Origin of the sequence: Caballeronia sp. LZ033 (assembly GCF_031451265.1) — a bacterium.
GTDB lineage: Bacteria > Pseudomonadota > Gammaproteobacteria > Burkholderiales > Burkholderiaceae > Caballeronia.
This window is the reverse complement of record NZ_JARUXQ010000001.1, coordinates 1835928-1861304: the sequence shown is the minus strand read 5'-3', so window position 1 is coordinate 1861304 and position 25377 is coordinate 1835928. Positions and strand designations below refer to the sequence as shown.

The following is a 25377-nucleotide window of genomic DNA, read 5'->3' as shown; positions in this document are numbered from 1 at the left end:
GAAGGGGTTGAGGGAGGGATTCGACCGTGCCGCCGTGTCCCGAAAGAAACGGGTCCGCGGCGGCGCGGGCGGCGGCCCCTGTCCTTCCGGGCCGCGCGACGACGATCACCCGGGCTACATGGACAGAGGCAGACTGCCTTCGCCAAGGTTCCCGGCACGACCTTACTCTTACTGACTGGCAGCCGCGGCGCTGGCGGCCTTGTCCTTCTTGCTGCGTTTCGCTTTGGCGGGTTTCGCTTCGCTGGCCGCCATGGCCGGACCCGATGCCGCCGCTGCCGCCGCTGCGCTGTCCTTCTTCGACTTCTTCGATGCCTTCGTGCCCGAAGCAGGCGCGGCGGCCGGCGTCTGCGCGGTGGTCGCGGCGGGCGAGGTTGCGGCGGTGGCCGCCGTCGAGGACTTCACCGTCGAGTTCGGCGCGGCGCTGCCGCCCTGGGTCGTGGTCGGCCTGGCAGTCTTGCCGGACGGCGGAAGCGAGGATCCGCCGATCGTCAGGCCATTCTGCTCGAGATTGGCCACCGACTTGGTGCCGAGCCCCTTGACGCGCGTCGCGAGATCGTCGGCGTCCTTGAAGGGACCGTTCTTGGTGCGTTCATCGACGATCGCCTTCGACTTCACCGGCCCGAGTCCTTTCACCGATTCCAGCGCGGCCTGATCGGCGGTATTGACGTCGACTGCGGCGAAGGCCGCTCCGATCGACAGCATGAACGCAAAGCACAACATCAGCAGCTTTTTCAGCATGACGGCACTCCAGGCTTGAGAGAAACAGATGACGAATCGATAGGTCCGGGCCGGAGAAGAGGATGCCGTTAAGAATAGGGCAAATCCGTCCCGAACGATGACGGCTCGCACGGCCCACGTCCTGCCGCACGTTCCCGCATGTGCCTTAACGCGGCGCGCTGCCCGACGGATGACGCGGCGGTTCCTGCGCCCGCGCGAACGCGCCGCGCACTTCGAAGGCGACCGTGTCGACCGGCTGTCCATGCCCATCCACGAGTTCCAGCACGTGCCGTCCGGGCCACGGCAGCCACGCCGCGCGCGCGCCCTGGCCATACGGCTTGCCGTCGAGACGCCACGCGAGCCGTGCGCTGCTCGCGCTCCGTTCGAACCAGACGCGCTGGCGCGCGGGCGGAATGTCCGGATCGAGCGCAAAAATGGTGCCGTTGGTCGGCGCGCCGATGCGTGCGGCCTGCGCATCCACGCCGCTACCCGTGCCTTGCCCGCTTTGCAGCGCACTAGCCGAGAGCGCGATGCTGCTCATCTGCGTGCCGCGCACGAACCATTCGCCACGCGTCGGTTCGACATCGTCCTGATAGCTGACCGTAGTCCGCACCACGCCCGCCGGAGCCTGTGGCGCACGGCTCGCGGAACGCCGGTTCAGATAATTGACGATCCCGTTCCAGATCGGCGCCGCGCCGGTCACGCCCGACACGTCCCACATCGGCTGGCCGTCGGCATTGCCGACCCACACGCCCACGGTGTAGCGCGATGTGAAGCCCACCGTCCAGTTGTCGCGCATGTCCTTGCTCGTGCCGGTCTTCACCGCGCTGAAGCTTCGTGTCGCGAGCACGCTGTCGAAGCCGAAGGTGCGGGTGCGCGCGTTGTTGTCGGCGAGGATGTCGGTGACGATGTAGCTTGCATCCGCGCTGAACACGCGCGTGCCGGCAGGCGCGGGCGCGTGGTCGGCGACATCGAAGAAAGGCTGCGCGACGCCGCCGTTCGCCAGCGTGCGATACGCGTTGACGAGCGAAGCCAGCGTCACGTCCGCGCTGCCGAGCGCGAGACTGAAGCCGTAGTAGTCGCCGGCCTGCGTGAGCGGCAGGCCGAGTGCGACCAGCGTCTTCGCGAACCGGTGCGGCGTCACCATCACGAGCGTGCGGACCGCCGGCACGTTCAGCGACGAACCGAGCGCCGTGCGCACGCTCACCCATCCCTTGAAGTCGTGATCGTAGTTCTGCGGGATATACAGGCCGCCGCCGGTGGCGAGATCGAGCGGGGCATCGTCGAGCAGCGTCGCGGCGGTGACCCGCTTCTCGTCGATCGCCTGCGCATAGAGAAACGGCTTCAGCGTGGAGCCGGCCTGACGCGCGGCCAGCGCCGCATCGACTTCGGGTGCGTTCGACAGCGCGCCCGCCGATCCGACCCACGCCAGCACGTCGCCCGACTGGTTGTCGATCACGACCGCCGCCGCGTCATGCACGTTGCGCGGACGCGCGCGCGCATTCAGCTCGGCGAGCGTGCGCTGAAGCGTGGCGCGGGTAAAGCGCTGCAGGCGCGCATCGAGCGTCGAGCGCACGCGCGCCCCTGCCGCCGGATGCGTTTCGCTCGCGATGCGCCGCGCGAGATGCGGCGCGAGGGCATCGTCGCCCTGTGCGAATGCGGGCGCGGAGGCCGTGCGGCTCAGCGCCAGCTGCACGTAGGCCGGGAGATTGATGCACGGATCGGCGGAAGCGGTTTTGCCTGCGCCGTGCAGCGCCTGCATGTCGCGCAGGATCACGCAGGCGCGCGCCGCGACCTTCACGTAGGACGCATTGGGCGCGCGGATCAGCGCGGCGGTGAGGGCGGACTCGCGCTCGTCGAGCCCCGAGGGCGCCTTGCCGAACAGCGTCTGCGACAGCGCCGCCAGGCCGACGATCTCGCCACGAAACGGCACGAGGTTGAGATAGGCCTCGAGAATCTGGTCCTTGCGCCAGCTGCGTTCGAGCCACAGCGCGCCGATGGTCTGCTCGGCCTTCTCGCCGATTGAGCGCCGTCCGGCCGGCTTGCCGTTGTCGTCGATGAGGCCGGTGAGTTGCATCGTCACCGTCGATGCGCCGCGCGTGCGCGTGTTCCAGAGATTGCCCCACGCCGCTGCCGCCGCGCCGCGCCAGTCGACGCCGGCGTGTTCGTAGAAGCGCTTGTCCTCCGATACCACGATCGCCTCGCGCAGGGCCGGCGACACATCCGCGAGCGCGACCCAGTCGCCGCGCCGCGCGCGCGTGTCGATCCGGGTGCGCTGCAGCGGCGTGCCGTCGCGGGCGAGCAGGACCCAGTCGGAACTGCGCCATGCCGCGCGCACTTCGTCGAAGCGCGGCGCCGCATGCGCCGCTGCGCTCAGCAGCGTGAAGAGGGCAAGGAGCGCGGCGCGTCTCATGCGTCTACTTCGCGGCGAGCGGCTCGACCACCATCGGCGCATTCGGCAGCGCGCCGAACGCCGAGGGCGCGTAGAGCGCTTCGACGCGCGTCGGCGGCACGCCGAAGGTGCCGGGATTGTTCAGCCGCATCGTGTATTCAACCTGGATCTTCCCCTTAGGCAGATAGTCGTAATACGCGCGATAGCCCTCGAAGCCGCGCTCGACGAACGTCGGCCACGCGCCGCCCGCCGTTTTCTCGCCCGAGGTCGCGGCAGCCGAATCGCGGCCGAGCCCGGAGCCGAGGATCGTCGCGCCGGCGGGCACCGGATCGTTGACGACGACCCAGGTCATGTCGCTTTGCGCGTCGATGTCGAGATGCACACGCACGATGTCCCCGCGCGAGAGCTTGCCTTTCACTGCGGGATCAACGGGCGTCAGCGTCTTCGAGATGCGGTAGCCCGCTGCGAACGGCGCTTTCAGCGCGACCGCCGCCAGGCTTTCGACGGTTGCCCAGGGTTTGCCGGTCCCGTCCTGCGTCAGCGCGAGCGAGCTGGTGGTCCACGGCAGCAGCACGCTGCGCGCCTTCTCGGGCTTGACCGGGCCGTTCCACCCGATGTCCTGCGCGGCCGTGCCCAGCTTGATCGACGTGTGTCCGGTGACGGGCGTGCTCTCGAACAACTGCGAGAACCGGCTCACGGCCAGCGTGCCCCACAGGTTCGACGTGGTGGTCTGCCACGCGCCGTTCTTCTGCAGCGCGAGCAGCCCCGCGACGATGCGCGGCATCTCCTCCTTCCAGCCCGGCGCGTCGGCGAAGAGCAGCGCCGTACGCGCGGCATTGGTTTCGGTGCCGGTCATGAGCCACCAGAGATCGTCGTCGCGCTCGGTCGAAAAGCCGACGCGCGTGCCCTGATACGTGAGCCGTGCGCGAGTGATCTGCTCGGCTTGAGCGCGTTTCGCGTCGCGCTCGGGGATGCCGTCGACGCGCGACAGGATCGCGTAGTAGTCGAGCACGGCGGAGGTTGGCCATTGATCCGGCGCGACCGTGATGGAGCCGAGCATGCGCGGCTGCGCCAGTCCGTAGCGCGAAAGCGCTTCGATGGCCGCGAGTCTCTCGTAGTCGAGATCGTTGCGCGGCGCCCAGAACGTGCGCGTGATCCTGCCTTCGACGAAATTCGCCAGGCCCGCGGCCATCTGTCCGCGCAGGTCGGCGGGCAGGGCGAAGCGGCTGTCCAGCCGCGCCGCTTCGTCCGATACGGCCAGCAGGTACGCGGTGAGCGCGGGACTGCCGGTGGGACGCTCGTCATCGGCGGGCGGGAAGTAGTTCGCGAGGCCGTCGCGGTCCAGATAGGTCGGCATCTTCGCGAGCACCGCCTGCCACTGCGCCGCGTCCATCAGACCGAGCGCGCGCGAGGTCTGCTGCTCCAGGCAGTTGTACGGATAGCGCTCGAACCAGCGGCGCACGCCCGGCAGGCCGTCGGCGAGCTTCGGCTGCAAGGACACCGCGATGCCGCCGCGTACCGCGCCGTCGCCCGAGAGGATGGCATCGGCGGGCGGCGCGACCGGCAGCGTGAGCGAGCCTTCCACTTGCGCGAGGGTCGCCTGCTGCACGGTGACAGGAACGGCCGGGACAACGCGCTGCGTGATCTTCACGGCGTCGCTTGCCTTGGGGCCGGCCTGTTCGGCCGCGCTGACCTCCCACGCGAGACTCGCGGATGGCGCGACACCCGGGATGTCGGGCATCGTGACGTCCCACGCCACGTCCTGCGACGCGTTCGCGGCGAGTTCCACGGTGCGCGCGTCGAGCGCCAGCGCTCCGGCGTGCGGCGTGACGACGACCCGCATCGCGCGCGGCGTGGTGTTGCGCAGCGTGAACTGCGCGCGGAACGCATCGCCGACGCGGATCAGCGGCGGCAATCCCGAGATGAGCTGCAGATCCTGCGTGCTCTGGATCGACGCGCTGCCGGTGCCGAAGCGCCCCGCGCCCACCGCCGCGACCGCGACGATGCGAAAGCGCGTCAGCGCATCGTTGAGCGGCACGTCGACCGTGGCTTCGCCTTGCGCATCGAGCGTGACGCGCGGGTTCCACAGCAGGAGCGTGTCGAACAGCTCGCGCGTGGCGGCATGACCGCCGCCGCCGCCCGCCGGCACCGCCTTGCGTCCGAAGTGACGCCGCCCGATGATTTCCATCTGCGCCGTCGCCGTTTCGACGCCGTATGCGCGTTGCTGGAGCATCGCGTCGAGCACGTCCCAGCTTTGATTCGGCATCAGTTCCAGCAGCGCTTCGTCCACGGCCGCGACGGCGATCTGCGTGCCCGCGGGCGCGGGCTTGCCGTCGGGCAGCGCCACCTTGACCTGCACGTGCGCCTTGCCGCGCACCGTGTAGGACTTTGCGTCCGGTGTCACGCTGACCGCGAGCCGGTGCGACGCCGTGCCGACCTTGATCGACGCGAGTCCGTAGCGGAACGCGGGCTTCGACAGATCGACGAGCGGCGTCGGCGCCTGATACTGGCGGCCTTCGTACCAGAACGCGCGGGCCCAGTCGAGCGGCGCTTTCCAGCCCCACGTGAAGAACGAGTACCACGGCACGTCGCGGATGCGTCCGCGAATCGCGAGCACCGACACGTACACGTTCGGCCCCCACGATTCCCCGACCTTCAGTTCGACCGTCGGGTCGCGGCCGTTCAGTTCGACCACCCGTGTCTCGACGATGCCCTCGCGCTCCACCGCGACGAGCGCCGTGGCCGAGCGGAACGGCATGCGCACCTGGAAGCGCGCCGTCTCGCCGGGCTCGTAGCTGGTTTTCTCGGGCAGGACGTCGATGCGGTCCGTGTTCTCGCCGCCGAACCACAGTTCGTCCGCGCGCGTGACCCACACGGAGGTGCTGGCGTTGGCCGCGCGGCCGTCGCTGTCTTTCGCGATGGCGATCAGATCGACATTGCCGGGCTCCTTGATGGCGACGTCGCACGAGACGATGCCGTGATCGTCGCTCTTGCCGTTGCACAGCGCGCCGAGATCCTTGATTTCGGTGTGGTTGTCATACGCATAGAAGCCGCCGACCATGCGCTTGCGCGAACTCGACATGATGCGCGCCACGGCCTTGATTTCCACGGCGACGCCCGCGCGCGGCTTGCCTTGCAGATCGAGCGCCAGCGCCTGCACCGGCAGCTTGCCGCCGACCGACACCCAATGGCCCGCCTTCACGCCGACCGCCACGGCGGCGGGCCACAGCGTCGTGCCGCCGCTGATGGTCTGGATCTCGCCGTTCGGATCGGCGAAGCTCGCTTCGAGCGCGAGGCGTTTTGGCGCTTCCACCGCGGGCAGCGGCTTGATGGTGAGCTTGCCGGCGCCGTCGCGATCGAGCGTCACGCGCAGCTTGTCGGCGATGAGCTTCGTTGTGGCGTCGGCTTGCTGCTCGCTGTCTCCGTCCTCGGCGGGCGCGCTCGCGCCGTCGCCGGACGGCTTGCGCCACGGCGCGAAGCTGTACGCGTCGTACTGCGCGGCGAACGGCGGCGCGACGTCGCGCACCAGCGCCGACACCTGCACCGGCAGATTCGATGCCGGTCCGCCCTGCACGTATTCCATCCGCACCGCGACCGGTGCGTCCTGCGCGGCGACCAGTCCGGGCGATGCGCCGTCGCCGGCGGTGATCGAGCCTTTGAAGACCGGCAGGCGGAATTCCTCCACCCGGAAACTGCCCGATTCATACGACTGCGTGACGCCGCTGTCGTCGGCGTCGTTGTCGTCTCCGTTCTTTTGTCCGGGCGCGGCGATGGCGCCGTTGTCCAGCGTCACCGTGTATTCGCCGAGCTTGGCCGCGACCGGCACGGTGAAGGCGGAATCGGCGCTGTGGTCCGCCGCCCATGTGAGCGGCATGTGCCAGGTCTGGCCGCTGCCGGTGTGCCGGATCGTCACGCGGCCCGGATTGTCGGGCGCAAACGCGAAGCCGTTGAGCGTCTCGACGCGCAGCAGATGCTTCATCGACACCGTCTCGCCGGCACGCAGCAGCGTGCGGTCGAACACGGTATGCGCGCGCACGCTGCGCGTGGTGCTCATGTCGGTCGGCACGTTGAAGCGCCATGACTCGATGCCGCGATTCCAGTCGGACAGCACGAACGCCATGTCCGGTCCCGTGACCGGGTCGTTCACGCGCGCCGAGACGAAAAAGCCGCTCCACGCGAGACTGTTCTCGTTGCATTCACGCGCGGCGGCCAGCGTCTTATCGACCTTAGCGATGCCTTGCGCGTCCGTCTTCGCGGTGGCGATTTCATCGCCGTTGCAGTCGGTCACGCGCACATCGGCGTTGGCGACGGGCTTGCCGTGATCCAGCGACGTCACCCACACCAGGCTGTTCTCGCGGCCCTGCTTGAAGTGCACGCCGAGATTGGTGACGAGCACCGAGGTGCGCACGTACATCGGCTGCGGCTTGCCGAGCAGCGACGCGCCCAATGCCGGCGAATGCAGTTCGACGACATAGAAGCCCGGTTTGGTGAGCGGAATGCCGACTACCTCGAAGGGCCGCAGCGCCTTGGGATCGGCGGCGGGCAGCGTCAAGGTCTCGACGCCCGCGCGGCCGGCAAGCATCGACAGCGAACGCACGTCGATCTGCGGATCCTTCGACACCGTGCCGTCGCTGTTCGGAATCACGACCGGACGGATGCCGTTGCGAAGCATCTCCGGCATGCGTTCCTCGATCATCGAACGCGGCATGGAGATGCCGTCGAACTGATCGACGGCGCGCATCCATTGGCGGATGTCGCGGTCGGCATCGAGCTTGAGCTTCGTGATCTGCGCGGTGCCGGAATTCAGGCCCTGCACATGCAGATCTGCTTCGACATGCCGCAGCGTGACGGGCAGCATCGCGGGCATGCCGGGCTCGGCAAAGCGCTCGATGATGCCGAACGCGCCCGACGAAAACTTGGCGAGCGGCGGCATCGGCGCGGTCGCGGTCTTGAGCGGGAACAGGTCGGCGTTGGCGAGCGCGCGGCCGCTGACGTCCTTGAGATTCGCGGGGGCGTCGATGGTGAGATCGGCGTGCTCGGGCAAAGGCGCCGTGAACTCGACGGCGCTCACTTCCGCGTCCTTGTCGGTGTCGTCGAAATGAGGCGCAGCCGTTTCCTTCGGCCCGCGCAGCACGAACTTCTGCGCGTCCGCCCGCGATATCGGCGCGCTGAAGTTCAGACGCAGCGGCCGCAGCGGGGTGCAGGGCGCCTGCGCGTTTTCCCGCTCGCACGAAAAGCTCGCGGTGAAGGGCTCGCGCACGGTGAAGTCGAAGCGCTTCTCGACTTCGTTGGCCATGCCGCTCGGACCGGTCACGCCCGCGCCGTAGACCAGTTGCATCTTGGCTGCCGAGGGCAGGGTTTGCTGGCAGGCGAGCGTCAGCACGTTGCCGGCTTCCTTCTCCAGCCGGAAATGCTTGAGCAGGGCGGTGCGGGTGGCATCGTCGAGCAGGCGCACTGGAATGCGGTTGCCGAGCGCACTGGATTCGCACCACACGTGTTCGCGTACCGAAGCCGGCGTGGCCGGGCCGTTCAGGCGCAGCACGAAAGCCTGGTTCTCTTCGATGTCGCCATATCCCGGCAAGACCCGCGTGACGAACGGACCACCGGTCTGGAAGGCGAAGTGGCGCGGGCCGGACAGCGCATTGCCCGCGACGGACTTGAGGGTGTCGGCGAGATCGAGCGTGCAGCGCACGCCCGGCGGCAGGTCGTTCTCGAAGTCGAAGGCCCAGGTGCGGGCGTCGATCCAGCGGCCCGAGCCGGCCGTGGCCGCGCCGCTGCATACCAGCTTGCCCGGTGCGGCGGCGGCTGCATTGCCGAAGGCGATCATCGGTTCATCGAACTTCGCGACGACCTGGCGCACCTGCGCGACCTTGCCCTGCGGCGACACGCTCGCGATGCGCGCGGCATCGGCCCGATGCATCGACGCGCCGAAACCGAGCGCGGCGATCAACCCGGTTGCAGCCAGAATCCACTTTTTTTGTGACGTTGTTATGCGGCTCATCCACTCGCTCCGAGATGCTCTCGACGCGAAATTCTACTGGACGCTTACGTCATTCTTTCTACCAATCGATCCCGGTTGTGTTTTATGACGCTCCGGCTGCGTCAGTCCGCATCGACTCGCGCGACGCGCCGCAGGCTGACGCGCCGCCAGTAGAGAAACAGGCCGATGCCCGCGACGCCCAGGCTCGCCGAGTTGGCGATCCAGAAGCCGCGCGCGCCCTGCAGCCACTCCGGCACGCCGCCGCCGATGTCGAAGCCGAGCAGGTAGCCGCCGCCCAGCCCGATGCCCCACAGCGCGACCGCATAGATCAGCGTCGGCACGAGCGTCACCTTGTAGGCACGCAGGACGAACGCGGTCGTGACCTGGAGCGCGTCGCACAGGTGATAGAAGAAGATGATCAGCACGAGCGGCATGGCGGCCGCGATGACGTGCGCATCCGGCGTGTAGGCGGCGATGATCAGCGGGCGCGCCGCGACCAGAATCACGCCATAGACCAGCGCCAGCACGCACGCCACGCCGATGCCGTGGCGCGAGATCGAGCGCGCGTCGTCATAGCGGCCGGCGCCGAGCGCCTGCGATACGAGCGTCGACGACGCAATGCCGATCGACAGCGGCGTCATGTACAGCACCGCGCCGAGATTGCCCGCGATCTGATGGCCGGCGAGCGTGGTCGTGCCGAAGCGTGAGATGAACAGCGCCATGAAGGTGTACGAGGTCACCTCGATGAGATAGGAGAGACCCATCGGAATGCCGAGGCGCAGCAGCGCGAGCTGACGCCGCCAGACCGGCCAGCAGAACTGCGAGAAGATGCCGAACGGGCGGAAGAACTCGAAGCGCACGAGCACCGTCATGCCGACGATCGCCAGCGCCCAGTTGATGAACGTGCTCGCGAGCGCGCAGCCGGGACCGCCGAGCGCCGGCACGCCCGCACCGCCGAAGATGAACCAGCTGTTGAGCGGAAACTTGAGCAGCAGCCCGCCAACTTGCAGGAACATCACGAGGCGCGGCTTGCCGACGGCATTGGTGAGCGAGCTGTAGACGCGAAACGCCAGGCTCGCGGGCAGGCCGAACGACAGGATGCGCAGATAGTCGACCGTGCGGTCGTGCAGCGCGGGCGGCGCTTTCGCGAGCGAGAGCAGCGGTTCGGGGTGATAGAGCAGCACGAAGCCGATCACGGCGAGCGCGGCGGCAAGCCACAGCGCCTGACGCGTCTCCTCGCCGATCTCACTCTCGCGGCCCGCGCCGAAGAGCTGGCCGGCGATCGGCTGCAAGGCCACCAGGATGCCCGTCAGGCCGATATACACGGAGATATAGATCGAGCCGCCGAGGCCGAGCGCGGCGAGATCGGTGGCGGAGAAGCGGCCGACCATCGCGGTGTCGATCACGCCGAACGCGATGATGGCCAGCTGGCCGATCAGCACCGGCCACGCCAGCGCGGCGATCCTGCGCACGTCGCTCAGCATGCCGGTCGTGCTGGCCGGGGGCGTCAGCAGGGGCATCGCGTCACTGCTTCCGGCGCAGGCTTCTCGGACGCAGCGGCTTTGGCGGCGGCGGCGTCGGACGCTCGATGCGCACGTACAGGCGGAAGCGCTCGTCCCGGTCGGCGACGCGCCGGCCTTCCCACACCAGCTTCCACTCGAATGCCGACAGCGACGACGGTTCGCCGTAATCCGCGCGGTCCTGGCGCAGGATCACGTCGCAATCCTCGTCGAACGCGAAATGCATGCCGCCGAAATAGGCGAAGGTCGCGATCTGCGCGTCGCCGAGACGCACCGGCGAGATACACGTGTAATCCGGCGGCAGATGATCCGCGATCTGCTCCGCGACATCGCGATACGTCCGACTGTAGTTGACCACGGGCAACCACAAAGTCATGAGCAATACCCACATCAGCGTGGTGCCTGCACTGGACAGCACGACACTGCGCCACAGCACCTTCGGATGCCGCGCGAGACGCCAGCGGGCGAGCAGGAACCAGCAGACCGTCACGGCCACGGCGCAGACGAAGGAAAGGAGCTTGAACTCGGGATGGAAGCCGGGCACGAGACGCGCGAGATTGCGGGCCATCGACGCCGGGAAGCCGAAAATGCCGGCCGTCCACACGAGCCAGACCAGCGTGCCGATGACGGTGAAGCTCAACATCGCGAACCAGTCGATGGCATTGATCGCGCCGCGCTTAAGCGTAGGCAGCGCGAAGGTCGCGAGCACCGAGAGCGGCGGCAGCAGCAGCATGAAGAGGCGGTTGGTTTCATGCGCCTGCAGCACGACCAGCACGAGCAACGGTCCGATGATCGAGAGCGGTACGCCCACGTGCGGCGAGCGCCGCATGCCGCCCCAGCTGACGAAGGCCCACAGCGCGAGCGGCCAGGCCGGCCAGGTGAAGAGCGGCAGGTTCTTGATCGCGTAGCCGAAGATGGAACCGGGCGTGCCGGAGAAGAAGGAGAAGCTGTTGCGCCACCACTGGCGCAGCCACCATTCGCCGTCGTCGGGGTAGAAGTGCAGAGCGGGGAGCACCCAGGCAGCGATCAGCAGCACCGCGACCGGCAGGCCGTAGACGATCAGCGGCCGGGCGCGCACCTGCTTGACGATGATCGTCATCGCGAGGGTGCAGAGCAGCAGCGCGAACACCAGTACCGGCGAACTCGACAGCGCCACCACGCCCAGCGCCGCGCCCCATACGAGGCCGCCTTGAACAGGCTTGTCGAGGCTGCGCACGAGGCCGTAGAGCAGCATCGCGGTGCCGGCGAACTGCGCGAGCTGTGCGGTGGTTTCGTGGCCGCGCTCGGCGAGACCGAAGCAGGCGAGCAGGATCAGGAGGGCGCCGTCGGCGAGCGTGCGGCCGTAGTCGCGCGGCTCGGGTTCGCCGCCGAACGCGTATTTGAACGGCTGGGCTTCGTCGCGGCGGCCGAGCAGATAGGCCGAGTACCACACGAAGGCGCAGGCGAGACAGAAGAGCAGGCCCGTGACCACGCGCGAGGCGTTGCTCGCATCGACCCACGGGCTCAGCAGGCGGATGGCGGACGCGCCGAGCCAGTACATCAGCGGGCCATCGGCGGTGGGCGCCTTGCCGACGAGATTCGGCAGCAGCCAGTCGCGGGCATCGCCGTTGGCCATGGTCCACATCACGCCGAAGCCGGCCGCGTCCTCGTTCTTCCACGGATCGCGCCCGAACAGCCCGAACGACGCATAGACGATGCAGATGGCAAGCAACAGCCAGCGCGGCAGGGCGCTGGTGGCGGAGGCAGTCAGACGAACGACGGATCGCATGCGATAGGCTGTATGGAAAACGGTCCCGGTGGCGGCGCTGGCTTCGGCCGCAGGTGCAGCGGGGCTCGAGCAACCGGCATTGTAGTCGCGCGGCGGCATTACCGGCGCGTCGATGGAATTTGCCGTAACGGGGTGATGCAATCGTGCTGTCCGAGCAAGGACGATGCCGCGCGCAGTGCCGATGCAGACCGGAACACAAAGCGTCCGGCGACAAAAAAGGGCAGCGAGAGCTGCCCTTTTTGCTGAGTCCGTGAAGCCCGACTTACTTCTTGGTGGAGAAGCGTGCGAACTTGTTGTTGAACTTTTCGACGCGGCCGGCCGTGTCCATGATCTTCTGCTGGCCGGTGTAAAACGGATGCGATTCCGACGACACTTCGATCTTCGCGAGCGGGTAGGTCTTGCCTTCGAATTCGGCGGTTTCGCGCGTCTGGATGGTCGAACGGGTCACAAACTTGAAGTCGTTCGACATGTCGATGAACAGGACTTCGCGGTAATTCGGGTGAATGCCTTCTTTCATGGTCTTTCCTGGTATCTGGCGGTAGCCAACCCGCTGCGCTTGTCTGAAAACGCCCTGAAGCGTCCGGCGCGAGTCACTTGCCTAGGGTCGAAAAACGGCGATTATGCCAGAAAATCAGTTGGTTGACACTTCTTCGCGAGGTTTTTCGTCAGGCGCGGGCGGAGTCAAGCGCGCCCGTGCCCGCCGGGTCCTGCCGGTAATAGCGCGCCAGCAGCCGGTAGAGCTCGGGATACTCCGCCTCGAAGGCCCGCGGCGTGACGAACAGCGCCTCGCTGCATACCGCGAAAAATTCGGACGGATGGTCCGCCGCGTAAGGGTCGATCAGCGATTCGCGCTCGAAGCGGCTCCAGCGCCGCTCCGGCACCGCGTCCACGCGCGCGCAGAACTGGTCGTAGGCGTTGTCGAAGATATCGGCGAAGGCGGCGGTGTCGAGCGGCGCATGCCAGCGGCGGAACAGCGGCGGATGGCCGTCGGCTTCGCCCGTCACCATGTCGAGCTTGTGCGCGAACTCGTGGATCACCACGTTGTAGGCGTCCGAGCCATCGGCCATCTGCGCGTCTTCCCATGACAGCACGACCGGACCGCCTTCCCAGGCCTCGCCGCTCGCATCGTGCTCGATCTCATGGACCACGCCGTCCTGATCCTCCACCGTCTTGCGGATGACGAACTCGCCCGGATACACGATCACGCCCACCCAGCCGCGATACAGGTCGAGATCGAGATTCAGCACCGGCAGGCAGGCCTGCGCGGCGATGGAGACGATCATCGCGTCGGTCAGTTCGAGATCGTGCGCGGTGGAGAATTCCTTCTGCGCGATGAACAGGCTCGCGGTTTCACGCAGGCGGCCGAGATCCGCGTCGTCCAGATGGCCGAAGCACGGATAGGTGTCGAGCGTGCGTTGCCACAGGGTGTCGTCGATCGCGTACTTGCGCAGCGCGCGCTCGCGGCGTTGCGCGCCGAACCAGCGGGAAAGGAGGTTGGCCATCGGATGAGCGGTTGGCTTCGACAGACCGGATTGTACGGAGTGTACGGAGGCCGGCCGGCGTCGGGCGTAAAAAAACCGCCTGGCGGGCAGGCGGTTTTCTCTGAAGTGCGCAGCGCGGTGGATCAACTGCCGCCGCGGCGCATCATGTCGAAGAACTCGGCGTTGTTCTTCGTCTGGCGAATCTTGTCGAGCAGGAATTCCATGGCTTCGACTTCGTCCATGTCGTGGATGAACTTGCGCAGCACCCAGACCTTCTGCAGCAGGTCCGGCTTGATGAGCAGTTCTTCGCGACGCGTGCCCGACTTGTTCAGGTTGATCGACGGATAGACGCGCTTTTCCGCGAGACGGCGCTCGAGGTGCACTTCCATGTTGCCGGTGCCCTTGAACTCTTCGTAGATGACGTCGTCCATGCGGCTGCCGGTCTCGATCAGCGCCGTGCCGATGATGGTCAGCGAACCGCCTTCCTCGATATTGCGCGCCGCACCGAAAAAGCGCTTCGGCCGTTGCAGCGCGTTGGCGTCGACACCGCCCGTCAGCACCTTGCCCGAAGCCGGCACGACGGTGTTGTAGGCGCGCGCGAGACGCGTGATGGAGTCGAGCAGGATCACGACGTCGTGCTTCATCTCGACCAGGCGCTTGGCTTTCTCGATGACCATTTCGGCGACCTGCACGTGACGCGCGGCGGGTTCGTCGAAGGTGGAGGCGATCACTTCGCCCTTCACCGAGCGCTGCATTTCCGTGACTTCTTCAGGACGTTCGTCGATGAGCAGCACGAACAGCACGATGTCCGGATGGTTCTGCTTGATGGCGTGCGCGATGTGCTGGAGCATCACGGTCTTGCCCGACTTCGGCGATGCGACCAGCAGGCCGCGCTGGCCCTTGCCGATCGGCGAGATCATGTCGATGATCCGGCCCGTGACGTTTTCCTCGCCGCGCATTTCGCGTTCGAGCGGCAGCGGCTTGTTCGGGTGCAGCGGCGTGAGGTTCTCGAACATGATCTTATGTTTCGAGGCCTCGGGCGGCTGCCCGTTGACTTTGTCGACCTTCACCAGCGCGAAATACCGCTCGCCGTCCTTCGGCGTGCGCACTTCCCCTTCGATCGTGTCGCCGGTGTGCAGATTGAAACGGCGGATTTGCGACGGGCTGATATAAATATCGTCCGTGCTCGCAAGATAAGAAGTCTCGGGCGAACGCAGGAAGCCGAAGCCGTCGGGCAGCACTTCGAGCGTGCCGTCGCCGAAAATCGTGTCGCCGCCCTTGGCGCGCTTTTTAAGAATTGCGAACATCAATTCCTGCTTGCGCAGGCGGTTCGCATTTTCGATCTCGAGGCCATTGGCCATCTCGATCAGTGCCGATACGTGCTGAGACTTGAGCTCGGATAAATGCATACGGATTTCCCGCCAGGGAGAAGAGGTGCGACGAAAGATTTGGGAGAAGAGGTGAGCGGAACCGCTCGAGACTTAATACTTCTTGAACTCTTGTGATTCTAGCATAGCACACGCCGCTTGAGCCTCGGGTGGGCGTTGGGCGGGGCTTTTCGGCCGATGTTGTCGTGCGACAACATCGGCTGTACCACGAACGCGCGCTGGTAAAGGCGCGGGTGGCATGGCGGGCGCTGTGTCAGACCGGGCCCGCCGATGGCGCTGTTACAGGTTGCTGTCGAGGAACGCGGTAAGTTGCGACTTCGACAATGCGCCGACCTTTTGCGCGGCGACTGCACCGTTCTTGAACAGGATCAGCGTGGGGATGCCACGCACGCCGAACTTGACCGGCGTCGACTGATGTTCGTCCACATTGATCTTCGCGATCTGCAGGCGATCGCCGTAATCCTTCGCGACTTCGTCGAGGATCGGGGCAATCATCTTGCACGGACCGCACCACTCGGCCCAGAAATCGAGCAGGACAGGTTTATCGGACTTGACGACATCCTGTTCGAAAGAAGCGTCGCTGATGTGCTTGATTGATTCGCTCATTGTCTGAATACCTCTATTGATTCGAGGCCCGCGTTTGAATGCTCGCCACGATAGATCAAAACTTAAGGAGACCACGTCGCCGCTGAGCGCGACTAAACCGGCTCGCCGTGCGCCGAAACCGAGGGCGAACGGCGGCAAATGTTCCATCAGAGGGCCGCGATGCACCAATGCGTGCCGCCTGTGGATGATTCACTCATCATCTTAGCCTACTTTGCTATCCGTTGCCGGGTGCCGATAGCGATGATCTGAGGGTGAAATCCCCAAGTACAAGAGGCGTTCTGAACATTGCGTCGGATGCATGCGTTTCGCGTCAAGCCTTCCGGGCGCTCGACGTTGCATGATACAATTCGATGTGACGGGCCTCCTCGCATGGTGGCGTGGTCAACCTGGTCAGGTCGGGAACGAAGCAGCCACAGCCGCTTTCCACCAGTGCCGAGGGTCAGGCTCGTCACCTTCCGCTTTATCTCCCCTCGTTTTCTCATCCCCTCGCGTTTTCAGGCTCTTGCTCGTGCGGCAACGAATGCGGCATTGTCGCGTCTGCGAGCGGCATGCTTGCGCCCGCGCGGGCCCTGTCGGAACGGGCGTTGCGCCAGGTCGTTGCTGATACAATTTCGCGCATGACCTATCAAGTTCTCGCACGCAAATGGCGGCCGAAATCGTTCGAGTCGCTCGTCGGCCAGGAGCACGTCGTCCGTGCGCTCACGCACGCGCTCGACGGCGGCCGCCTGCATCACGCCTATCTCTTCACGGGCACGCGCGGCGTCGGCAAGACGACGCTCTCGCGGATCTTCGCGAAGGCGCTCAACTGCGAAACCGGCGTGACCTCGAAGCCGTGCGGCGTATGCCGCGCGTGCCGGGAAATCGACGAAGGGCGCTTCGTCGATTATGTGGAAATGGATGCGGCGAGCAATCGCGGCGTCGATGAGATGGCGGCGCTGCTCGAACGCGCCGTGTACGCCCCCGTCGATGCCCGCTTCAAGGTCTACATGATCGACGAAGTGCACATGCTCACGAACCACGCCTTCAACGCCATGTTGAAGACGCTGGAAGAACCGCCTCCGCATGTCAAGTTCATCCTCGCCACCACCGATCCGCAGAAGATTCCGGTCACAGTGCTGTCGCGCTGTCTTCAGTTCAACCTGAAGCAGATGCCAGCCGGGCATATCGTCGGGCATCTGGAGAACATCCTCAAGGAAGAGGGCATCGCGTTCGAGCAGCAGGCGCTGCGGCTGTTGTCGCGCGCGGCGGACGGCAGCATGCGCGATGCACTCTCGCTGACCGATCAGGCCATCGCCTATTCGGCCAATCAGGTGACGGAAGAAGCCGTGCGCGGCATGCTCGGCGCACTGGATCAGAGCTATCTGATCCGTCTGCTCGACGCGCTCGCCGCCGGCGACGGCGCGCTCGTGCTCGACATCGCCGACGAAATGGCGCTGCGCAGCCTGTCGTTCTCCACCGCGCTGCAGGATCTGGCGAGCCTGCTGCATCGCGTGGCGTGGGCGCAGTTCGCGCCGTCGTCGGTGCTGGACGAATGGCCGGAAGCCGCCGACATCCGCCGCTTCGCCGAGATGCTGTCCGCCGAACAGGTGCAGCTCTTCTATCAGATCGCAACGGTAGGCCGCGGCGAACTCGGTCTCGCGCCGGACGAATACGCCGGCTTCACGATGACGCTGCTGCGCATGCTCGCGTTCGAGCCCGCCGGCGGTCCAGGCGGCGGCGGTGTCGCGGTGAGCGCGCCCGCGCCTGCCAGGCCGGTTCGCGGCGCGGCGCTGGCCGGCGCGATGGCCGAGCGCGCGGTCAGCCCGGCGCCGGTTCCGAAGCCTGCGGTGTCTGTCGAGACAAAGGCGGCGGCGCCGGTTGCCGAAGCCGAGGCGCCTGTTGTGGAGTCCCAGCAACCGGCGGTTGAACCGAAGGTAGCCGCGCCGGCCAAGGCGCCGACAGTACAGCCGGAAGCCGCTGAAGCACGCGAAGCGGTGCCGGTTGCGACTGAACCTGAACCCGAAGCGGTGCCCGTCGCCAACAAGCCCATGCCCGAAGCGGCGCGGCAAGCCATTGAGGAAGCGGCGCCTGCTGCCGCTCGCGCCTCGCGCGCCGAACCCGCCGCGCCGCGTGCGGCGGGCGGTGCGAGCGCGGCGCTCGAAGTGCTGCGCAGCGCGGGCATGCGCCTTTCATCGGATCGCGGTACGCGTGGGGCCGCTGCGGCGGAAAACACGCCGAAGCCTGCGCCGAAGGCCGCACCCAAGCCCGCCGTACCCGTGCCGGCTCCCGCCGCGCGCCGCGATGCCGTCGCAGCAACCGGGCAGCCCGCGCAGCCCGAAGCCAAGCCAGAAGCCGCCCCCGCCGGCAAGTCGAAAGTCGTCCCGCCGTGGGAAGACATGCCGTCCGACGACTACCCGCCGCCGGGCTCGGAAGACGAATACTTCATGGCGCCCGACGACGGCTTCGTGCCCGCGTTCGACAGCGGTCCCGACGACCTGCACTTCGGCGGCGAGCCGTCCGTGCGGTCGGCGCCGCAACCGAAGATTGACACGACGCCGCTGCCGCCCGCCGTCCCGCTCGATGCGCTCGGCCTGACGCTCGAGTGGGCCGCGCTCGCCGTCGATCTGCCGCTGAAGGGCGTGGCGTACCAGCTCGCGTTCAACAGCGAACTCACCGCCTGCGACGCCTCATCGCTCACGCTCGCGGTGCCGGTGCAGATGTACACCGACGCCGCGCACGTCGCGAAGCTCAAGGCCGCGCTCGCCGAGAAACTCGGCCGTGCGCTCGAAGTCAACGTCAACGTCGGGCCCGCACGCCGCACCGCCGCCGCGCTCGATGCCGCCGCGCGCGCCCGGCGCCAGCAGGAAGCCGAGCAGGAAATCACGCAGGATCCGTTCGTGCAGTCGCTGATCCGCGATTTTGGCGCGAGCATCGTGCAGGGATCGATCAAGCCGATCGCCGCGACGGGCGCGAATCCGTCTTGACGAAGCACGCCGTGCAGCCGCATTGAATACCGGGCGCCGTGATCGCGCGCGCACCCGTCCGCCACACGTTTTCCAGGAAGGAGCCGAACCATGATGAAGAATCAACTCGCCGGGCTGATGAAACAGGCCCAGCAGATGCAGGAAAACATGAAGAAGATGCAGGACCAGCTCGCGCTGATCGAGGTCGAGGGCCAGTCGGGCGCCGGTCTCGTCAAGGTGACGATGACCTGCAAGAACGACGTCAAGCGCGTCTCGATCGACCCGAGCCTGCTCGCCGACGACAAGGACATGCTCGAAGACCTGGTCGCCGCCGCGTTCAACGACGCCGTGCGCAAGGCCGAGGCCACCACGCAGGAAAAGATGAGCGGCATGACGGCCGGCATGCCCATGCCGCCCGGCTTCAAGCTGCCGTTCTGAACCCGCGCGCCGGACGTCTGGCCGGCGCGTCACGAGGACACATGAAACAACCTTCCGCCCTGGCGGCGCTGGTCGAGGCGCTGCGCGCGCTGCCCGGCGTCGGCCCGAAATCGGCGCAGCGCATGGCGTATCACCTGATGCAGCATGACCGCGCCGGCGCCGAGAAACTCGGCGCGTCGTTGCTGTTCGCGACCGAGCATCTCAAGCACTGCGCGAAGTGCAACACCTTCACCGAAGCCGAGATCTGCGAAGTCTGCAGCGACGAAGAGCGCGACTCCACGTTCCTGTGCGTGGTCGAAACGCCCGCCGACCAGATCATGCTCGAGCAGACCCTCACTTATAAGGGCCTGTATTTCGTGCTGATGGGACGGCTGAGTCCGCTCGACGGCATCGGACCGAAGGAAATCCACTTTGAACGTCTGATCGGCCGCGCGCTCGACGGCATCGTGCAGGAAGTCGTGCTCGCGACCAACTTCACGAACGAAGGCGAGGCCACCGCGCACTATCTCGCGCAGACGCTCAAGGCGCGCGGCCTGAAAGTGACGCGCCTCGCCCGCGGCGTGCCGGTGGGCGGCGAACTCGAATATGTCGATGCGGGCACCATCGCGCGTGCGATGCTCGATCGGCGCTCCGTATGAAGGACCTGATCCGATGACTGAAACCGAAGCCCTCGCGCTCGCCACCCATCGGCATTACAAGGGCGGGCTGTATCGCGTGATCGGCGTCGCGCGGCACTCGGAAACCGAGGAAGCGATGATCGTCTACGAGCATCTGTGGCCGCATGAACGCGGCCTGTGGGTGCGCCCCGCGGCGATGTTCAACGAAACCCTCGCCGACGGCGCCCCGCGCTTCAAGCCGCTCGACATGCCGCTCTGAGCCCGCACAAGAACAATCGAAGGAGACACGTCATGAGCACCACGTCCGGACCGCTTGCCGGCGTCAAAGTGCTGGAACTCGGCACGCTGATCGCCGGCCCGTTCGCCGCGCGCTTCATGGGCGAGTTCGGCGCCGAGGTCATCAAGATCGAAGACCCGAACGGCGGCGATCCCTTGCGCAAATGGCGCAAGCTCTATCCGGAAGTCGGCGGCACGTCGCTGTGGTGGGCGGTGCAGGCGCGCAACAAGAAATCCGTCACGGTGAATCTCAAGGCCGAAGAGGGCAAGGAGATCGTGCGGCGGCTCGCGAAGGAAGCCGACGTCGTCATCGAGAACTTCCGTCCCGGCCTGCTGGAAAAGCTCGGGCTCGGCTACGAGACGCTCTCGGCCGAGAACCCCGGGCTCGTGATGGTGCGGCTTTCGGGCTACGGCCAGACCGGCCCGTATCGCGACCGGCCGGGCTTCGGCGCGATCGCCGAATCCATGGGCGGCCTGCGCCACATCACCGGCTATCCGGATCTGCCGCCGCCGCGCATCGGCATTTCGATCGGCGATTCGATCGCGGCGCTGCACGGCGTGATCGGCGCGCTGATGGCGCTGCATCACAAGCAGGTGAACGGCGGCAAGGGGCAGGTCGTCGATGTCGCGCTGTACGAGGCCGTCTTCAACATGATGGAAAGCGTGGTGCCGGAATACGGCGTGTACGGCATGGTGCGCGAGCGCACCGGCGCGTCGCTGCCGGGCATCGTGCCGTCGAATACGTATCCGTGCCGCGACGGCAGCATCGTGATCGGCGGCAACAGCGACCCGATTTTCAAGCGCCTGATGAACGCCATCGAGCGCGCCGATCTCGCCGACGACCCGACGCTCGCCTCGAACGACGGCCGCGTGCCGCGCACGCAGGAAATCGACGCGGCGATTGCCGCATGGCTCTCGACGCGCAGCATCGACGAGGCGCTCGCCGTGCTCAACGCGGCCGAGGTGCCGGCGGGCCGCATCTACAGCGTCGCCGACATGTTCACCGATCCGCAGTACATTGCGCGCCAGATGCTGCAACGCTTTCCGTGGCAGGACGGCCGCGAGATCACGCTGCCGAACGTCACGCCGAAGCTCTCCGAGACGCCGGGCGAAACCCGCTGGCTCGGACCGCAGCTCGGCGAACATACGGATGAAGTCCTGCATACGCTCGGGTATCATGCCGACGATATTGCGCGGCTGCGCGCGGCCAAGGTGATCTGAACCCGGCCTCAACGCGTTCTCGCACGCGAGAGACAACAACAAAGTCCAGGAGACTAGAACGATGAAACGCAGAACCTTCCTCGCGAGCGGCGCGGTGCTCGCGGGTGGCGCACTCTCGAACATGCCGCTCGCCTTCGCCCAGGCCAAACCCGAACAGAGCAAGGTGTCGATCGCCGTCGGCGGCAAGAACCTGTTCTACTACCTGCCGCTCACCATCGCCGAGCGTCGCAACTACTTCAAGGACGAAGGGCTCGAAGTCGAAATCTCCGACTTCGCCGGCGGCGCGAAGGCATTGCAGGCGGCGGTCGGCGGCAGCGCGGACGTCGTGTCCGGCGCGTTCGAACACACGCTGTTGCTGCAGGCCAAGAACCAGTATTTCCGCGAATTCGTGCTGCAAGGACGCGCGCCGCAGATCGTGCTCGCCGTCTCGAAGAAGACGATGCCAAACTACAAGTCGGTCGCGGACCTGAAGGGCAAGAAGATCGGCGTGACGGCGCCGGGTTCGTCCACCTCGATCATGGCGAGCTTCGTGCTCGCGCAGGCCGGCCTCAAGGCCAGCGACGTCGCGTTCATCGGCGTCGGCGCGGGCGCGGGCGCGATCGCCGCGCTGGAGTCGGGGCAGATCGACGCCATCGCCAACCTCGATCCGGTCATGACCAAGCTCGAACGCGCGGGCGAGATCCGCATCGTCTCGGACACGCGCACGCTCGCGGACACGGTCAAGGTGTTCGGCGGCAACATGCCGGCCGGCTGCCTGTATGCGTCGCAGAGCTTCATCACGAAGAATCCGAACACCACGCAGGCCCTGACCAACGCGATGGTGCGCGCGCTCAAGTGGCTGCAGAGCGCATCGGGCAAGGACCTGATCGCGACGGTGCCGGAAAGCTATCTGCTCGGCGATCGTGCGCTCTATCTCGATTCGTGGCAGCACGTGAAGGAAGCGCTTTCGCCGGACGGGCTGATGCCCGCCGACGGCCCCGCGACCTCGCTCAAGACCCTGCAGGCCTTCGACGAAACCGTGAAGGGCAAGCCGATCGATCTCTCGAAGACCTGGACCAACGACTTCGTCAAGAAGGCGCTTGCCAACGTCAAGGCCTGACCGATGTCCTCGTCTTCCACACCCGCGCTCGAACTGGCCGACGTCACCTGCACGTTCGTGTCGCGCGCGAGCCGCAAGGACCGCTATACCGCGGTCCGCGATACCAGCCTCGCGATTGCGCCGGGCGAATTCGTTTCCGTCGTCGGGCCGACCGGCTGCGGCAAGTCGACCTTGCTGAACGTGTCTGCGGGACTGCTCGCGCCTTCGACGGGCGCCGTGAAGGTGTTCGGCGAGCCGCTCGACGGCATCAACCGGCGCGCGGGCTACATGTTCCAGGCCGACGGCCTGATGCCGTGGCGCTCCGCGCTCGACAACGTGACGGCGGGCCTCGTGTTCCGCGGCATGTCGAAGCGCGACGCCGACGCGCGCGGCGAGAAATGGCTCAAGCGCGTCGGCCTGGGCGGTTTCGGCGACCGTTATCCGCATCAGCTGTCGGGCGGCATGCGCAAGCGCGTCGCGATGGCGCAGACGCTGATCCTCGATCCCGACATCATCCTGATGGACGAGCCGTTCTCCGCGCTGGACATCCAGACGCGCCAGCTGATGGAGAACGAGTTGCTCGACCTGTGGGCCGCCAAGCGCAAGGCCGTGCTGTTCATCACGCACGATCTCGACGAAGCGATCTCGATGTCGGACCGCGTCGTCGTGCTGGCGGCGGGGCCGGGGACGCATCCGATCGGCGAGTTCAGGATCGACCTGCCGCGTCCGCGCGATGTCGCCGAGATCCGCTCGCATCCGCGCTTCGTCGAACTGCACGCGCAGATCTGGGGCGTGCTGCGGGAGGAAGTGTTGAAGGGCTACCAGCAGCAGCTGAAGCCCGCCGCCGCCGAATAAGACCAAACGACCATGTGGAACAAGCTGCGCCCGAATCGCGGGAATCTCATCGTGTGGCAATGGCTGTTGCTGCTTGCCTGCTTCGTGCTCTGGTACGTGCTGACGAGCCCGACGCTCCTGCCGCCTTTCTATTTCGACGACGCCTCCAAGGCCGCGTTCTTCTTCGGCGAGCCGCAGAAGGTGCTGGTGCGCATCTGGGAGTGGTTCACCAGCGGCGAAATCTACGTGCACCTGTGGGTGACGCTGATCGAGACCGTGCTGGCGTTCGTGATCGGCACGGTGTCCGGTCTCGGCGTCGGCTTGTGGCTCGCGCTCGCGCCGCTGACCAGTGCGCTCCTCGATCCCTACATCAAGGCCGCCAACTCGATGCCGCGCGTGATTCTCGCGCCCATCTTCGCGGTGTGGTTCGGCCTGGGCATCTGGTCGAAAGTGGCGCTCGGCGTCACGCTGGTGTTCTTCATCGTCTTCTTCAACGTCTATCAGGGCGTGAAGGAAGTGAGCCCGGTCGTGCTCGCCAACGCCCGCATGCTCGGCGCGAACCGCAAGCAGCTGTTGCGGCACGTCTATCTGCCGAGCGCGACGAGCTGGGTGTTCTCCAGCCTGCATACCTCGGTGGGGCTGGCGTTCGTCGGCTCGGTGGTCGGCGAGTATCTCGGCTCGGCGCGCGGCGTCGGCTATCTGATCCTGCAGGCTGAAGGCACCTTCGACATCAACACGGTGTTCGCCGGCATCCTCGTGCTGACGGCGTTCGCGCTCGTGCTCGACGGCCTCGTCGCGCTGGCCGAGCGGCGCCTCATGAAGTGGCAGCCCAAGAGCGGCGACACGGAAAAACTCTAGGCCGTGATGCCGCGTGTCACATTGGGATGGTCAGATAGCGGCCGCGATGTTGCCGCGGTCGCCCTATCTGCCGACGGGCGCGACAAAACATGTCAGTTTGCCTGGCGCAATTCGGTTATGGTCGTTGAGGGAGACTGAATCGGCGGCGAGGCTGCATACGTCCGGCGCATCGCTGCAAGGTTCGGCTCACTTACCGCGCCATGAAGCGACCCACGCCTGCCGCATTCCTGAGCGCAGCGTGTCATCCGCTGGCGCGGCGTTCACTCACGTGTTTGCGCCCGTCCAGCATGAGATTGCCAGCCGACATCACGGTTGCCGTGGCCTTGCCACAGCCGATCGGAGACAGCCTGATCGGGCTCGTTCTCGTCAATAATCTCGTCCGCAATGGCTATCGTCCGGTGGTGTTCGGCTGGGTCGCAGAGCAACTCGCGGACTGGCTGCCTCATGTAAAGGTCGGACGGGCAGGGACGCAGGCCGAGGCCTGTCCCGCTGTGCATCTCGGCGCATTCGATACGGTCATCGAGCTGCAGCCTACCAGCTACGGTTCCGCGTTGAGCCGCACCGGACGCACTCTGTGCCTGTCCGAGCTGCCCGAGTACGGCGGCTCGAAGCACATGGTGGACCGCGTCGTCGATATCGGCGTCAACGTGCTGCAGCTGCGCGACGTCACGCGCTCCAACGGGCTCGTCGTGCCGCCCGGCGTCGTGCGCGGACGGGTCGCGCATCGCGTGGTCATCCATCCCACCGGCAGTCATCCAGAAAAGATGTGGACGCGTCACAAATTCCTGGCGTTGTCACGCGCGCTCTCTCGCCGTCAGTTGCTGCCGAGCTTCTTGGTCGCGCCCGCCGAGCTGGCCGGCTGGGACGACCTTCCGCGCGAAGGCCACGAACTCAACGCGCTCACGCGCCTGGGCGATGTCGCCACGTGGATCGCCGAATCGGGCTGGTTCATCGGCAACGATTCCGGGCTCGGGCATCTTGCGTCGGCCATCGGCGTGCCGACGCTCACGTTGTTCATGCGGCGCGGCCTCGCGCGCTCCTGGCGGCCCGGCTGGGGACCGGGCGCGGTGGTGCTGCCGCCCTCGGTGGTGCCGTTCGCGGCCCTGAAGGAACGCTTGTGGAAACAGTTGCTGACGGTGCATCGCGTGATGTCGGCCTTCAGCGATCTGCAGGGCGCTCATCTGCGTCCCGCCGATTACCCGCTTTACATGCGGCGTGACGTCGACCGCGCCCACGCGCGCATCCTCCCGGACGCTTAGCG

Annotated in this window: 18 protein-coding genes and 1 other RNA gene; 10 read left to right on the top strand and 9 right to left on the bottom strand. The window is 66.6% G+C overall.

From position 1 onward, the window contains the following. Positions 1–168: 168 nt before the first annotated feature. From QCE62_RS08665 to trxA, 9 genes are all read right to left on the bottom strand, one after another. Complete coding sequence (locus QCE62_RS08665) at positions 169–738, bottom strand: helix-hairpin-helix domain-containing protein (RefSeq protein ID WP_309916632.1); 570 nt, start codon at positions 736–738, stop codon at positions 169–171. 145 nt (positions 739–883) lie between these two features. Continuing rightward, positions 884–3172 carry a penicillin-binding protein 1C gene (gene pbpC, locus QCE62_RS08660; protein WP_409017813.1) on the bottom strand — a complete coding sequence of 763 codons (2289 nt, stop codon included), beginning with the start codon at positions 3170–3172 and terminating at the stop codon, positions 884–886. Next, entirely contained in the window at positions 3135–9110 is a 5976-nt protein-coding gene (locus QCE62_RS08655; protein WP_309916627.1) for an MG2 domain-containing protein, read from the bottom strand. The genes pbpC and QCE62_RS08655 overlap by 38 nt, the downstream gene beginning before the upstream one ends. Positions 9111–9211: 101 nt before the next feature. Continuing rightward, complete coding sequence (locus tag QCE62_RS08650) at positions 9212–10573, bottom strand: MATE family efflux transporter (RefSeq protein ID WP_309919733.1); 1362 nt, start codon at positions 10571–10573, stop codon at positions 9212–9214. Between the two features lie 40 nt (positions 10574–10613). Beyond that, positions 10614–12377 carry a glycosyltransferase family 39 protein gene (locus QCE62_RS08645; RefSeq protein WP_309916625.1) on the bottom strand — a complete coding sequence of 588 codons (1764 nt, stop codon included), beginning with the start codon at positions 12375–12377 and terminating at the stop codon, positions 10614–10616. 262 nt (positions 12378–12639) lie between these two features. Continuing rightward, positions 12640–12894 (bottom strand): type B 50S ribosomal protein L31, encoded by a 255-nt coding sequence (locus tag QCE62_RS08640; protein ID WP_050452857.1) that lies wholly within the window; start codon positions 12892–12894, stop codon positions 12640–12642. Positions 12895–13042: 148 nt separating this feature from the next. Beyond that, positions 13043–13879 (bottom strand): zinc-dependent peptidase, encoded by an 837-nt coding sequence (locus QCE62_RS08635; RefSeq protein ID WP_309916623.1) that lies wholly within the window; start codon positions 13877–13879, stop codon positions 13043–13045. A 122-nt stretch (positions 13880–14001) separates the two neighbouring features. Beyond that, positions 14002–15267: a transcription termination factor Rho gene (gene rho / locus QCE62_RS08630; RefSeq protein WP_309808516.1), complete on the bottom strand. Its 1266-nt coding sequence runs from the start codon at positions 15265–15267 to the stop codon at positions 14002–14004. A gap of 258 nt (positions 15268–15525) precedes the next feature. Then, the gene (gene trxA / locus QCE62_RS08625) at positions 15526–15852 is read right to left on the bottom strand and encodes a thioredoxin TrxA (protein WP_008349330.1); all 327 of its coding nucleotides are present in this window, start codon (positions 15850–15852) and stop codon (positions 15526–15528) included. 354 nt (positions 15853–16206) lie between these two features. On the opposite strand from trxA, the gene ffs reads away from it, so the two are divergent. The 10 genes from ffs to QCE62_RS08575 all read left to right on the top strand — a co-directional run bounded on the left by ffs (position 16207) and on the right by QCE62_RS08575 (position 25375). Beyond that, positions 16207–16305: signal recognition particle sRNA small type (ffs, locus tag QCE62_RS08620), an RNA gene on the top strand. Between the two features lie 164 nt (positions 16306–16469). After that, positions 16470–18815 (top strand): DNA polymerase III subunit gamma/tau, encoded by a 2346-nt coding sequence (gene dnaX / locus QCE62_RS08615; protein WP_309916620.1) that lies wholly within the window; start codon positions 16470–16472, stop codon positions 18813–18815. Positions 18816–18905: 90 nt separating this feature from the next. Next, positions 18906–19232 carry a YbaB/EbfC family nucleoid-associated protein gene (locus QCE62_RS08610; RefSeq protein ID WP_014191628.1) on the top strand — a complete coding sequence of 109 codons (327 nt, stop codon included), beginning with the start codon at positions 18906–18908 and terminating at the stop codon, positions 19230–19232. 41 nt (positions 19233–19273) lie between these two features. After that, the gene (recR, locus tag QCE62_RS08605) at positions 19274–19870 is read left to right on the top strand and encodes a recombination mediator RecR (protein WP_309916617.1); all 597 of its coding nucleotides are present in this window, start codon (positions 19274–19276) and stop codon (positions 19868–19870) included. Between the two features lie 13 nt (positions 19871–19883). After that, on the top strand, positions 19884–20108 hold the full coding sequence (locus QCE62_RS08600; RefSeq protein WP_309916615.1) for a DUF1653 domain-containing protein: 225 nt from the start codon (positions 19884–19886) through the stop codon (positions 20106–20108). Positions 20109–20140: 32 nt separating this feature from the next. After that, positions 20141–21346 (top strand): CaiB/BaiF CoA-transferase family protein, encoded by a 1206-nt coding sequence (locus QCE62_RS08595; protein ID WP_309916611.1) that lies wholly within the window; start codon positions 20141–20143, stop codon positions 21344–21346. Between the two features lie 61 nt (positions 21347–21407). Further along, positions 21408–22445, top strand: coding sequence for an ABC transporter substrate-binding protein (locus tag QCE62_RS08590; protein WP_309916608.1), 1038 nt, complete (start codon positions 21408–21410; stop codon positions 22443–22445). A gap of 3 nt (positions 22446–22448) precedes the next feature. Continuing rightward, on the top strand, positions 22449–23279 hold the full coding sequence (locus tag QCE62_RS08585; protein WP_309916605.1) for an ABC transporter ATP-binding protein: 831 nt from the start codon (positions 22449–22451) through the stop codon (positions 23277–23279). 12 nt (positions 23280–23291) lie between these two features. Continuing rightward, positions 23292–24116 carry an ABC transporter permease gene (locus QCE62_RS08580; protein ID WP_309808509.1) on the top strand — a complete coding sequence of 275 codons (825 nt, stop codon included), beginning with the start codon at positions 23292–23294 and terminating at the stop codon, positions 24114–24116. A gap of 287 nt (positions 24117–24403) precedes the next feature. Beyond that, positions 24404–25375 carry a glycosyltransferase family 9 protein gene (locus QCE62_RS08575; protein WP_309916602.1) on the top strand — a complete coding sequence of 324 codons (972 nt, stop codon included), beginning with the start codon at positions 24404–24406 and terminating at the stop codon, positions 25373–25375. The last annotated feature ends 2 nt before the right edge of the window (positions 25376–25377 follow it).

What these genes read in the sequence shown, in the direction of transcription:
- QCE62_RS08595 (WP_309916611.1), top strand. Translation starts at nt 20,141, where the DNA reads ATGAGCACCACGTCCGGACCGCTTGCCGGCGTCAAAGTGCTGGAACTC.
- QCE62_RS08650 (WP_309919733.1), bottom strand. Translation starts at nt 10,573, where the DNA reads ATGCTGAGCGACGTGCGCAGGATCGCCGCGCTGGCGTGGCCGGTGCTG.
- rho (WP_309808516.1), bottom strand. Translation starts at nt 15,267, where the DNA reads ATGCATTTATCCGAGCTCAAGTCTCAGCACGTATCGGCACTGATCGAG.
- QCE62_RS08610 (WP_014191628.1), top strand. Translation starts at nt 18,906, where the DNA reads ATGATGAAGAATCAACTCGCCGGGCTGATGAAACAGGCCCAGCAGATG.
- QCE62_RS08585 (WP_309916605.1), top strand. Translation starts at nt 22,449, where the DNA reads ATGTCCTCGTCTTCCACACCCGCGCTCGAACTGGCCGACGTCACCTGC.
- QCE62_RS08580 (WP_309808509.1), top strand. Translation starts at nt 23,292, where the DNA reads ATGTGGAACAAGCTGCGCCCGAATCGCGGGAATCTCATCGTGTGGCAA.
- recR (WP_309916617.1), top strand. Translation starts at nt 19,274, where the DNA reads ATGAAACAACCTTCCGCCCTGGCGGCGCTGGTCGAGGCGCTGCGCGCG.
- QCE62_RS08590 (WP_309916608.1), top strand. Translation starts at nt 21,408, where the DNA reads ATGAAACGCAGAACCTTCCTCGCGAGCGGCGCGGTGCTCGCGGGTGGC.
- QCE62_RS08655 (WP_309916627.1), bottom strand. Translation starts at nt 9,110, where the DNA reads ATGAGCCGCATAACAACGTCACAAAAAAAGTGGATTCTGGCTGCAACC.
- pbpC (WP_409017813.1), bottom strand. Translation starts at nt 3,172, where the DNA reads ATGCGCCGATGGTGGTCGAGCCGCTCGCCGCGAAGTAGACGCATGAGA.
- trxA (WP_008349330.1), bottom strand. Translation starts at nt 15,852, where the DNA reads ATGAGCGAATCAATCAAGCACATCAGCGACGCTTCTTTCGAACAGGAT.
- QCE62_RS08575 (WP_309916602.1), top strand. Translation starts at nt 24,404, where the DNA reads ATGAGATTGCCAGCCGACATCACGGTTGCCGTGGCCTTGCCACAGCCG.
- QCE62_RS08640 (WP_050452857.1), bottom strand. Translation starts at nt 12,894, where the DNA reads ATGAAAGAAGGCATTCACCCGAATTACCGCGAAGTCCTGTTCATCGAC.
- QCE62_RS08665 (WP_309916632.1), bottom strand. Translation starts at nt 738, where the DNA reads ATGCTGAAAAAGCTGCTGATGTTGTGCTTTGCGTTCATGCTGTCGATC.
- QCE62_RS08645 (WP_309916625.1), bottom strand. Translation starts at nt 12,377, where the DNA reads ATGCGATCCGTCGTTCGTCTGACTGCCTCCGCCACCAGCGCCCTGCCG.
- QCE62_RS08635 (WP_309916623.1), bottom strand. Translation starts at nt 13,879, where the DNA reads ATGGCCAACCTCCTTTCCCGCTGGTTCGGCGCGCAACGCCGCGAGCGC.
- QCE62_RS08600 (WP_309916615.1), top strand. Translation starts at nt 19,884, where the DNA reads ATGACTGAAACCGAAGCCCTCGCGCTCGCCACCCATCGGCATTACAAG.
- dnaX (WP_309916620.1), top strand. Translation starts at nt 16,470, where the DNA reads ATGACCTATCAAGTTCTCGCACGCAAATGGCGGCCGAAATCGTTCGAG.